The 9,484-nt window shown below is 58.9% G+C and carries 19 protein-coding genes; all 19 read left to right on the top strand.

Features of this window, described 5'->3' with window-relative positions:
* A partial coding sequence (locus IB272_RS12045) for an EF-Tu/IF-2/RF-3 family GTPase (protein ID WP_246810344.1) occupies nucleotides 1–731 on the top strand: 731 nt, incomplete at its 5' end.
* Nucleotides 732–1,051: 320 nt separating this feature from the next.
* Nucleotides 1,052–1,360 (top strand): 30S ribosomal protein S10, encoded by a 309-nt coding sequence (gene rpsJ / locus IB272_RS12040; protein WP_003507767.1) that lies wholly within the window; start codon nucleotides 1,052–1,054, stop codon nucleotides 1,358–1,360.
* A gap of 139 nt (nucleotides 1,361–1,499) precedes the next feature.
* Nucleotides 1,500–2,186, top strand: coding sequence for a 50S ribosomal protein L3 (gene rplC / locus IB272_RS12035; protein WP_034795518.1), 687 nt, complete (start codon nucleotides 1,500–1,502; stop codon nucleotides 2,184–2,186).
* A 12-nt stretch (nucleotides 2,187–2,198) separates the two neighbouring features.
* Nucleotides 2,199–2,819, top strand: coding sequence for a 50S ribosomal protein L4 (gene rplD / locus IB272_RS12030; protein WP_034795521.1), 621 nt, complete (start codon nucleotides 2,199–2,201; stop codon nucleotides 2,817–2,819).
* Nucleotides 2,816–3,109, top strand: a complete 294-nt coding sequence (locus IB272_RS12025) for a 50S ribosomal protein L23 (RefSeq protein WP_034795524.1) — start codon at nucleotides 2,816–2,818, stop codon at nucleotides 3,107–3,109. The genes rplD and IB272_RS12025 overlap by 4 nt, the downstream gene beginning before the upstream one ends.
* Nucleotides 3,110–3,152: 43 nt before the next feature.
* On the top strand, nucleotides 3,153–3,989 hold the full coding sequence (gene rplB, locus IB272_RS12020) for a 50S ribosomal protein L2 (RefSeq protein WP_034795526.1): 837 nt from the start codon (nucleotides 3,153–3,155) through the stop codon (nucleotides 3,987–3,989).
* A gap of 15 nt (nucleotides 3,990–4,004) precedes the next feature.
* Nucleotides 4,005–4,283: a 30S ribosomal protein S19 gene (gene rpsS, locus IB272_RS12015; protein ID WP_018239488.1), complete on the top strand. Its 279-nt coding sequence runs from the start codon at nucleotides 4,005–4,007 to the stop codon at nucleotides 4,281–4,283.
* 2 nt (nucleotides 4,284–4,285) lie between these two features.
* Nucleotides 4,286–4,675 (top strand): 50S ribosomal protein L22, encoded by a 390-nt coding sequence (gene rplV / locus IB272_RS12010; protein WP_034795534.1) that lies wholly within the window; start codon nucleotides 4,286–4,288, stop codon nucleotides 4,673–4,675.
* Nucleotides 4,675–5,409 (top strand): 30S ribosomal protein S3, encoded by a 735-nt coding sequence (gene rpsC / locus IB272_RS12005; RefSeq protein WP_034795537.1) that lies wholly within the window; start codon nucleotides 4,675–4,677, stop codon nucleotides 5,407–5,409. Before rplV ends, rpsC begins: the two co-directional genes overlap by 1 nt.
* 38 nt (nucleotides 5,410–5,447) lie before the next feature.
* Nucleotides 5,448–5,861, top strand: coding sequence for a 50S ribosomal protein L16 (rplP, locus tag IB272_RS12000; protein ID WP_011975175.1), 414 nt, complete (start codon nucleotides 5,448–5,450; stop codon nucleotides 5,859–5,861).
* A gap of 11 nt (nucleotides 5,862–5,872) precedes the next feature.
* Entirely contained in the window at nucleotides 5,873–6,073 is a 201-nt protein-coding gene (rpmC, locus tag IB272_RS11995; RefSeq protein ID WP_034795543.1) for a 50S ribosomal protein L29, read from the top strand.
* Nucleotides 6,074–6,085: 12 nt separating this feature from the next.
* Nucleotides 6,086–6,322 carry a 30S ribosomal protein S17 gene (rpsQ, locus tag IB272_RS11990; RefSeq protein ID WP_034795546.1) on the top strand — a complete coding sequence of 79 codons (237 nt, stop codon included), beginning with the start codon at nucleotides 6,086–6,088 and terminating at the stop codon, nucleotides 6,320–6,322.
* Between the two features lie 178 nt (nucleotides 6,323–6,500).
* Nucleotides 6,501–6,869 carry a 50S ribosomal protein L14 gene (gene rplN, locus IB272_RS11985; RefSeq protein WP_034795548.1) on the top strand — a complete coding sequence of 123 codons (369 nt, stop codon included), beginning with the start codon at nucleotides 6,501–6,503 and terminating at the stop codon, nucleotides 6,867–6,869.
* A 14-nt stretch (nucleotides 6,870–6,883) separates the two neighbouring features.
* On the top strand, nucleotides 6,884–7,195 hold the full coding sequence (gene rplX, locus IB272_RS11980; RefSeq protein WP_025426674.1) for a 50S ribosomal protein L24: 312 nt from the start codon (nucleotides 6,884–6,886) through the stop codon (nucleotides 7,193–7,195).
* Entirely contained in the window at nucleotides 7,188–7,745 is a 558-nt protein-coding gene (gene rplE / locus IB272_RS11975) for a 50S ribosomal protein L5 (RefSeq protein ID WP_034795552.1), read from the top strand. Before rplX ends, rplE begins: the two co-directional genes overlap by 8 nt.
* 34 nt (nucleotides 7,746–7,779) lie before the next feature.
* Nucleotides 7,780–8,085 (top strand): 30S ribosomal protein S14, encoded by a 306-nt coding sequence (gene rpsN, locus IB272_RS11970; protein ID WP_034795562.1) that lies wholly within the window; start codon nucleotides 7,780–7,782, stop codon nucleotides 8,083–8,085.
* A 12-nt stretch (nucleotides 8,086–8,097) separates the two neighbouring features.
* Nucleotides 8,098–8,496 carry a 30S ribosomal protein S8 gene (gene rpsH, locus IB272_RS11965; protein ID WP_025426677.1) on the top strand — a complete coding sequence of 133 codons (399 nt, stop codon included), beginning with the start codon at nucleotides 8,098–8,100 and terminating at the stop codon, nucleotides 8,494–8,496.
* Between the two features lie 46 nt (nucleotides 8,497–8,542).
* Entirely contained in the window at nucleotides 8,543–9,076 is a 534-nt protein-coding gene (gene rplF / locus IB272_RS11960) for a 50S ribosomal protein L6 (RefSeq protein WP_034795564.1), read from the top strand.
* A gap of 12 nt (nucleotides 9,077–9,088) precedes the next feature.
* On the top strand, nucleotides 9,089–9,451 hold the full coding sequence (gene rplR / locus IB272_RS11955; RefSeq protein WP_034795567.1) for a 50S ribosomal protein L18: 363 nt from the start codon (nucleotides 9,089–9,091) through the stop codon (nucleotides 9,449–9,451).
* Nucleotides 9,452–9,484: the final 33 nt, after the last annotated feature.

Below are 9,484 nucleotides of genomic sequence, written 5' to 3'. Positions count from 1 at the left end.
TTCGCGAACTTCTGTCGTCCTACGAATTCCCGGGCGACGACATTCCGATCATCAAGGGCTCGGCTCTTGCTGCTCTGGAAGATTCGGACAAGAAGATCGGCGAAGACGCGATCCGCGAGCTGATGGCAGCTGTTGACGCTTACATCCCGACGCCTGAGCGTCCGATCGACCAGCCGTTCCTGATGCCGATCGAAGACGTGTTCTCGATCTCGGGCCGTGGTACGGTTGTGACCGGTCGCGTTGAGCGCGGCATCGTCAAGGTCGGCGAAGAAGTCGAAATCGTCGGCATCCGCGACACGTCGAAGACGACGGTTACGGGCGTTGAAATGTTCCGCAAGCTGCTCGACCAGGGCCAGGCCGGCGACAACATCGGCGCGCTGATCCGTGGTGTTAACCGTGACGGCGTCGAGCGTGGCCAGATCCTGTGCAAGCCGGGTTCGGTCAAGCCGCACAAGAAGTTCATGGCTGAAGCCTACATCCTGACGAAGGAAGAAGGCGGCCGTCATACGCCGTTCTTCACCAACTACCGTCCGCAGTTCTACTTCCGCACGACGGACGTGACGGGCATCGTGACGCTGCCGGAAGGCACGGAAATGGTTATGCCGGGCGACAACGTCACCGTTGCCGTTGAGCTGATCGTTCCGATCGCGATGGAAGAAAAGCTGCGCTTCGCAATCCGCGAAGGCGGCCGTACCGTCGGCGCAGGCATCGTTGCCTCGATCGTCGAGTAATCGACGAGACCGAGGGCGGGAAGACACAAGGCGCATGTGCTATGCGCCTTGGACATACCCGCCCCGAAAGATTTAGTTGGTCGCACGGCTTGCCGAAGACGACGAAATAGTGCAAATGGCGCCCACGCGTGATTTGCACGGTGCTTCGACGTTGTGCGCTCACAGAAAGACAGGCCGGCCACGGCCGCTCAAATAGGAAGGGGCAGGGGAAACCCTGTCCCTCCGATCTTTGAAAAGTTAGCGGACTGGCCGAAATTAAACGAAGTTCACTGCGTGTTTTTCCACGGAAACCGCAAGTAACCTGAACAAGGATAAGTCGTATGAACGGCCAGAACATCCGCATCCGCCTCAAGGCGTTTGATCACCGGATCCTCGACGCCTCGACGCGCGAAATCGTGTCGACTGCAAAGCGTACCGGTGCAAGCGTGCGCGGTCCCGTACCGCTGCCGACGCGCATTGAAAAGTTTACGGTCAACCGCTCGCCGCACGTCGACAAGAAGAGCCGTGAACAGTTCGAAATGCGCACCCACAAGCGCCTTCTCGATATCGTAGACCCGACCCCGCAGACCGTTGACGCGCTGATGAAGCTCGACCTGGCTGCCGGCGTCGACGTGGAAATCAAGCTTTAATAAACAAGGAAGGTACGTGGACCTCGGTCCAACGGCTTCCAAAAACGGGCGACCTCAAGATCGGATGATCTCGAGGAAACCTTAAACCAGAGATGTGAAGGGGCTTGCTCCGTCACTAACTCTCAAGAGGAATGAACCAATGCGTTCAGGTGTGATTGCACAGAAAGTGGGAATGACCCGCGTCTATAACGACGCCGGTGAGCATATCCCGGTTACAGTTTTGAAGCTGGAAAGCTGCCAGGTGGTAGCCCAGCGTACGGAAGAAAAGAACGGCTACGTTGCTGTCCAGCTCGGTGCTGGCCGCTCCAAGGTCAAGAACACGCCGAAGGCGATGCGCGGCCACTTTGCTGCTGCCAACGTCGAGCCGAAGGCCAAGCTCGTCGAGTTCCGCGTTTCCGCGGACAACCTGATCGACATCGGTGCAGAACTGACGGCGAACCATTTCGTCGCCGGTCAGCTCGTCGACGTCACCGGTACCACGATCGGTAAGGGCTTTGCCGGCGCCATCAAGCGCCACAACTTCGGCGGTCTGCGTGCAACGCACGGCGTTTCCGTATCGCACCGTTCGCATGGTTCTACCGGTTCCAACCAGGACCCGGGCCGCGTTTGGAAGGGCAAGCGCATGGCTGGTCACATGGGCCAGACGCGCGTCACCACTCAGAACCTCGAAGTCGTATCGACCGATGAAGACCGCGGTCTGATCCTGGTCAAGGGCGCTGTCCCCGGCTCCAAGGGTGCCTGGATCGTCGTTCGTGACGCCATCAAGTCGGGCACCCCGGAAGGCGCTCCGCGTCCGGCCGCTGTGCGCGCCGAAGCATCGAAGTAAGGGAGCCGAATAATGGATCTCAACGTCAAAACCCTCGAGGGCAAGGACGCAGGAAAGGTTTCTCTTTCTGACGCCATTTTCGGCCTCGAACCCCGTGAAGACATCATTGCCCGCGTCGTTCGCTGGCAGCTCGCCAAGAAGCAGCAGGGCACGCACAAGGCCAAGGGCCGCGCTGAAGTGTCCCGCACCGGCGCCAAGATGTACAAGCAGAAGGGTACGGGCCGCGCCCGCCACCACTCCGCTCGTGCTCCGCAGTTCCGCGGCGGTGGCAAGGCTCATGGCCCGGTTGTTCGCAGCCACGCCCATGACCTGCCGAAGAAGGTTCGCGCCCTCGGCCTGCGCCATGCACTCTCGGCCAAGCTGAAGGCTGAAGAGATCATCGTCATCGACGATCTCGTTGCCAAGGAAGCCAAGACGAAGGCTCTCGCCGGCGTATTCGCGTCGCTCGGCCTCACCAACGCTCTCATCATCGGCGGCGCCGAGATTGAGAACAACTTCAAGCTCGCAGCCCAGAACATCCCGAACGTGGACGTTCTGCCGGTTCAGGGCATCAACGTTTACGACATTCTGCGCCGTGGCAAGCTCGTGCTTTCCAAGGCTGCCGTGGAAGCTCTGGAGGAGCGGTTCAAATGACGGATCTTCGCCACTACGACGTGATCGTGTCCCCCTCGATCACTGAAAAGTCGACGCTGGTTTCCGAACAGAACCAGGTCGTCTTCAACGTCGCCAAGGACGCTTCGAAGCCTGAAATCAAGGCTGCAGTCGAAGCTCTGTTCGGCGTCAAGGTTACGGCCGTGAACACGCTGGTCCGCAAGGGCAAGACGAAGCGTTTCCGCGGCTTTGCCGGAAAGCAGAAGGACGTGAAGAAGGCGGTCATTACGCTCGCCGACGGTCAGTCCATCGACGTCTCCACCGGTCTCTAACGGATAGGCCCATTAGGGTAAAAACCCAAAAGGGAACAAGAAAATGGCATTGAAAAGTTTCAATCCGACGACCCCGAGCCAGCGCCAGCTGGTCATCGTTGACCGGTCCGGCCTCTACAAGGGCAAGCCGGTGAAGGCGCTGACCGAGGGCCTGTCCTCCAAGGGCGGTCGCAACAACCTCGGTCGCATCACCGTTCGCTTCCAGGGCGGCGGTCACAAGCGCACCTATCGTCTGGTGGACTTCAAGCGTCGCAAGTTCGACGTTGAAGGCACGGTCGAGCGTCTGGAATACGACCCGAACCGCACCGCGTTCATCGCGCTCGTCAACTACGCCGACGGCGAAAAGGCCTACATCCTCGCTCCGCAGCGCCTTGCTGCTGGCGACAAGGTCATCGCTTCGGAAAAGGCCGTTGACGTGAAGCCCGGCAACACGATGCCGCTGCAGTACATCCCGGTCGGCTCCATCATCCACAACGTGGAAATGAAGCCGGGCAAGGGCGGCCAGATGGCCCGCTCCGCCGGTACCTACGCACAGCTCGTTGGCCGCGACCAGGGCATGGCGATCCTTCGCCTGAACTCTGGTGAACAGCGCCTGGTGCATGGTTCCTGCCTCGCCTCGATCGGCGCCGTGTCGAACCCCGACCACGGCAACATCAATGACGGTAAGGCTGGTCGTTCGCGTTGGCGTGGCAAGAAGCCGCACGTTCGCGGTGTCGTCATGAACCCGGTTGACCACCCGCACGGCGGTGGTGAAGGCCGTACCTCGGGTGGTCGTCACCCGGTTACCCCGTGGGGCAAGCCCACCAAGGGTAAGCGTACGCGCTCGAACAAGTCGACCGACAAGTTCATCATGCGCTCGCGCCACCAGAAGAAGAAGTAAGAGAGGAAGTCTCGAATGACTCGTTCAGTATGGAAAGGTCCGTTCGTTGACGGTTATCTTCTCAAGAAGGCTGAGAAGGTCCGCGAAGGCGGTCGCAACGAAGTGATCAAGATCTGGAGCCGCCGCTCCACGATCCTTCCGCAGTTTGTCGGTCTCACCTTCGGCGTCTACAACGGCAGCAAGCACGTTCCGGTCAGCGTCAACGAAGACATGGTCGGCCACAAGTTTGGTGAATTCTCTCCGACCCGGACCTACTACGGTCACGGTGCGGACAAGAAGGCAAAGAGGAAGTAACAATGGGCAAGGCAAAAGCCGAACGCCGGCTGAAGGATAATGAGGCGCAGGCAGTTGCGCGCACGATCCGCGTCAGCCCCCAGAAGCTCAACCTGGTTGCCGCGATGATCCGCGGCAAGAAGGTCGATCGCGCTCTGGCCGAACTGGAATTCTCCCGCAAGCGCATTGCAGAGACGGTCAAGAAGACCCTTGAATCTGCCATCGCAAACGCGGAGAACAACCACGATCTCGACGTCGATTCGCTCGTCGTTGCAGAAGCTTACGTTGGCAAGTCGATTGTCATGAAGCGCTTCCACGCTCGTGGTCGCGGCCGTGCATCGCGTGTCGAAAAGCCGTTCTCGCACTTGACGATCGTCGTCCGTGAAGTGGAAGCCAAAGGGGAGGCCGCATAATGGGTCAGAAGATTAATCCGATCGGCTTCCGTCTCGGTATCAACCGGACCTGGGACAGCCGCTGGTTCGCGGACAACGCCGAATACGGCCAGCTTCTTCACGAAGACCTGAAGATCCGCGCTTACCTGATGGAAGAACTGAAGGCTGCCGGCATCGCCAAGGTGGTAATCGAGCGTCCGCACAAGAAGTGCCGCGTCACGATCCACTCCGCTCGTCCGGGCCTGATCATCGGCAAGAAGGGCGCTGACATCGAGAAGCTCCGCAAGAAGCTTTCCGAGATGACCAGCTCCGAAACGCACCTCAACATCGTTGAAGTGCGCAAGCCGGAAGTCGACGCGACCCTCGTCGCTCAGTCGATTGCCCAGCAGCTCGAGCGCCGCGTGGCTTTCCGCCGTGCGATGAAGCGCGCTGTTCAGTCGGCCATGCGTCTTGGCGCCGAAGGCATCAAGATCACCTGCGCCGGCCGCCTCGGTGGCGCCGAAATCGCTCGTACCGAATGGTACCGCGAAGGTCGCGTTCCGCTGCACACGCTGCGTGCGGACATCGACTACGGCACGGCTGAAGCGGAAACCGCTTTCGGTATCTGCGGCATCAAGGTCTGGATCTTCAAGGGCGAAATTCTTGAGCACGATCCGATGGCTTCGGAGCGTCGCGCGATCGAAAGTGACAACCAGGGCCCGGCAGGCCGTGATCGCGACCGTGGCGATCGTGACCGCCGTCGTGAAAACGCGTAACATTCGCGTTTGGCAGCCAATATCGGAGAAGTAAAAAAATGTTGCAGCCAAAGCGTACGAAGTATCGCAAGCAGTTCAAGGGCCGCATCAAGGGCGTAGCCAAGGGCGGATCTGATCTCGCTTTCGGCGAATTCGGCCTTAAGGCTCAGGAACCCAACCGCGTGAATGCACGCGAGATCGAAGCGGCCCGCCGCGCGATCACGCGTCACATGAAGCGCGCCGGCCGCGTCTGGATCCGTGTGTTCCCTGACGTTCCGGTCACCGCCAAGCCGACGGAAGTCCGCATGGGTAAGGGTAAGGGTTCGGTCGAATACTGGGCATGCAAGGTCAAGCCCGGCCGAATGATGTTTGAGATCGATGGTGTCAGCGAAGAACTTGCCCGTGAGGCACTTCGTCTTGGCGCTGCCAAGCTCTCTGTCAAGACGCGCTTCGTGCAGCGTATCGCAGAGTAAGGAGTGAACTCATGAAAGCCGTAGATGTTCGCGCTCTCAGCGCCGATCAACTCAACGAAGAGCTCGCCAAGCTGAAGAAGGAGCAGTTCAACCTGCGCTTCCAGAAGGCAACCGGCCAGCTCGAGAAGTCTTCGCGTATCAACGAAGTCCGCAAGGACATCGCACGCGTCAAAACCATTGCCCGCCAGAAGGCGGCAGAAGCCAAGGCCTAAGGACCAGAAAATATGCCGAAACGCATTCTGCAGGGCACTGTTGTCAGCGACAAGAACGACAAGACCGTCGTCGTACGGGTCGAGCGCCGCTTTGCGCATCCGATCCTCCAGAAGACCGTCCGTCGCTCCAAGAAGTACAAGGCGCATGACGAAAACAACCAGTACAAGGTTGGTGACGTCGTTTCCATCGAGGAATGTGCGCCGATCTCGAAGGATAAGCGCTGGACGGTAGTCGCCGCCCACGCTTGATTTCAGCAGGTTTTGACGCCAAGACCCTTGCGTCTTGGGAAAATACCTGTATGAAGCACGCAATTGAAGCAGGGGAACGCTCGATTCCGGGCGTTCTTTTGCTTTGAGATGAGCACTATAAGCCGGGCGAGGGGGTCTCGACCCAACCGGCCTGGTAACAACAAGAAGGCGACCTGACATGATTCAGATGCAAACAAACCTCGACGTGGCGGATAATTCCGGCGCACGTCGTGTCATGTGCATCAAGGTGCTGGGCGGCTCCAAGCGCAAGTATGCGTCGGTCGGCGACATCATTGTCGTTTCGATCAAGGAAGCCATTCCGCGCGGCCGCGTAAAGAAGGGTGATGTCATGAAGGCTGTTGTCGTTCGCACTGCGAAGGACATCCGCCGTCCGGATGGCTCTGTCATCCGCTTTGACACCAACGCAGCCGTTCTTATCGATAACAAGAAAGAGCCGATCGGCACCCGTATCTTCGGACCGGTTCCGCGCGAACTTCGCGCCAAGAACCACATGAAGATCATCTCGCTGGCTCCAGAAGTACTCTAAGGGAGCGTTGAGAGATGCAAAAGATTCGCAAAGGCGACAAAGTCGTCGTTCTCACCGGTAAGGACAAGGGTCGTACCGGCGAAGTCGTACAGGTAATGCCGAAGGAAGACCGGGCTGTCGTGCGTGGCGTAAACATGGTGAAGCGTCACCAGCGCCAGACCCAGAGCCAGGAAGCCGGCATCATCAACAAGGAAGCCTCGATCCATCTTTCGAACATCGCGATTGCCGATCCGAAGGACGGCAAGCCGACCCGCGTCGGTTTCAAGATCGATGGCGACAAGAAGGTCCGCGTGGCCAAGCGTTCGGGAGTAGTGATCGATGGCTAAGTCCGCTTACGAGCCGCGGCTCAAGAAGGAATATGTCGAGCGTATTCGTGCGGCTATGCAGGAGAAGTTCTCCTACGCCAACGAAATGCAGATCCCGCGCCTCGACAAGATCGTCATCAACATGGGCGTCGGCGAATCGACGGGCGACTCCAAGAAGCCGACCGTTGCTGCAGCCGACCTCGCAGCGATTGCTGGTCAGAAGCCGGTAATCACCCGCGCTCGCAACTCCATCGCTGGCTTCAAGCTTCGCGAAGGTATGCCGATCGGTGCCAAGGTTACCCTGCGCGGCGTTCGGATGTTTGAGTTCCTGGATCGCCTCGTGAACATCGCGCTTCCGCGCGTTCGCGACTTCCGTGGCCTCAATCCGAAGTCCTTTGACGGACGTGGCAACTTCGCCATGGGCGTCAAGGAACACATTGTGTTCCCTGAGATCAACTACGACAAGGTTGATCAGATGTGGGGCATGGACATCATCGTTTGCACGACGGCTACTAACGACGACGAAGCTCGCGCTCTGCTCACAGAGTTCAACTTCCCGTTCCGTCAGTAATCCGTAACGACAAGCGTAAAGAAGGATAACTGTAATGGCGAAAACGAGCGCAGTTGAAAAGAACAAGCGCCGCCGCAAACTGGTTGCCTCGCAGGCTGCAAAGCGTGCCGCTCTGAAGGCGACCATCATGAACCAGTCTCTGCCGATTGAAGAGCGGTTCAAGGCAACCATCAAGCTGGCAGGCCTGCCGCGCGATGGATCCAAGACCCGCATCCGCAACCGTTGCGAAGTTACCGGCCGTCCGCGCGCCTTCTATCGTAAACTTCGTATGTCGCGTATTGCGCTTCGCGAACTGGGCAACCTCGGCAAGGTGCCGGGTATTGTCAAGTCGAGCTGGTAAGGAGACGGGCACATGGCAATGACTGATCCGCTGGGCGATATGCTCACCCGTATCCGTAACGGCGCGGCTCGCCGCAAGTCGAGCGTTTCCACGCCGGCTTCGAAGCTCCGTGCACGTGTTCTGGATGTTCTTCAGGCTGAAGGCTACATCCGTGGTTACTCCGAAGTCGTATTCGGCAACGGCAAGGCCGAGCTGAACATCGAACTGAAGTACTACGAAGGCGCTTCCGTGATCCGTGAGATCGGACGCGTCTCCAAGCCGGGCCGCCGAGTTTATGTCTCGGTTAAGTCCATTCCGCAGGTCGCGAACGGCCTCGGCATCACCATCCTTTCGACCCCGAAGGGCGTGATGGCCGATCATCAGGCGCGCGAACAGAATGTTGGTGGCGAGATCCTTTGCTCCGTCTTCTAATCGAAGACGGTAGCAAGTTCTCCATAGCGAACAGACAGGTATAAAAATGTCTCGTATCGGTAAGAAGCCCGTTCAGGTTCCGGCAGGCGTCACGGCAAGCGTTGATGGCCAGAAGGTAACGGCGAAGGGCCCGAAGGGCGAACTGTTCTTTGTTGCAAACGACGAAGTATCGGTAAAGCTCGAAGAAAATGCGGTTGTTGTACAGCCGCTCAGCCAGAGCAAGGATGCTCGTTCGAAGTGGGGCATGTCCCGCACGATGATCGAGAACATCTTCAAGGGCGTCAAGGACGGTTACGAGCGCAAGCTCGAAATCAACGGCGTTGGTTATCGTGCGTCGCTGCAGGGCAAGAACCTGCAGCTGGCGCTCGGCTTCAGCCACGACGTCGTCTACCAGACCCCGGAAGGCATCACGATTGCTGTTCCGAAGCCGACCGAAATCATCGTGTCCGGCATCAACAAGCAGCAGGTCGGCCAGGTTGCCGCGGAAATCCGCGAATACCGCGGCCCCGAGCCCTACAAGGGCAAGGGCGTCAAGTATGCCGAAGAGCGGATTGTCCGCAAAGAAGGCAAGAAGAAGTAAGGATCACGCGAAATGGCTAGCAGGAAAGATACTCTTGTGCGTCGCGCCAACCGCGTGCGCCGTCAAATCAAGGCGGTCGCCAATGGCCGTCCGCGCCTGTCGGTTCATCGCTCGTCGAAGAACATCTACGTACAGGTTATCGACGACGTGGCCGGCAAGACGCTTGCGTCTGCCTCCACGCTCGATACCGATCTGCGTTCGTCGTTGAAGACGGGCGCTGACACGGCAGCTGCTGCTGCCGTCGGCAAGCTCATCGCTGAGCGTGCCGCTAAGGCTGGCGTCAAGGACGTTGTCTTTGATCGTGGCGCCTTCATCTATCACGGCCGCATCAAGGCTTTGGCCGATGCTGCCCGTGAAGGTGGTCTGAACTTCTGATCGGTCGCCAGGCGGGCGTTGCGCCTGCCTGGC

This window comes from Ensifer sp. ENS08 (assembly GCF_014852195.1).
Classification (GTDB): domain Bacteria; phylum Pseudomonadota; class Alphaproteobacteria; order Rhizobiales; family Rhizobiaceae; genus Ensifer; species Ensifer adhaerens.
The sequence above is the reverse complement of the archived record's forward strand: the minus strand, read 5'-3'. Positions and strand labels throughout refer to the sequence as shown.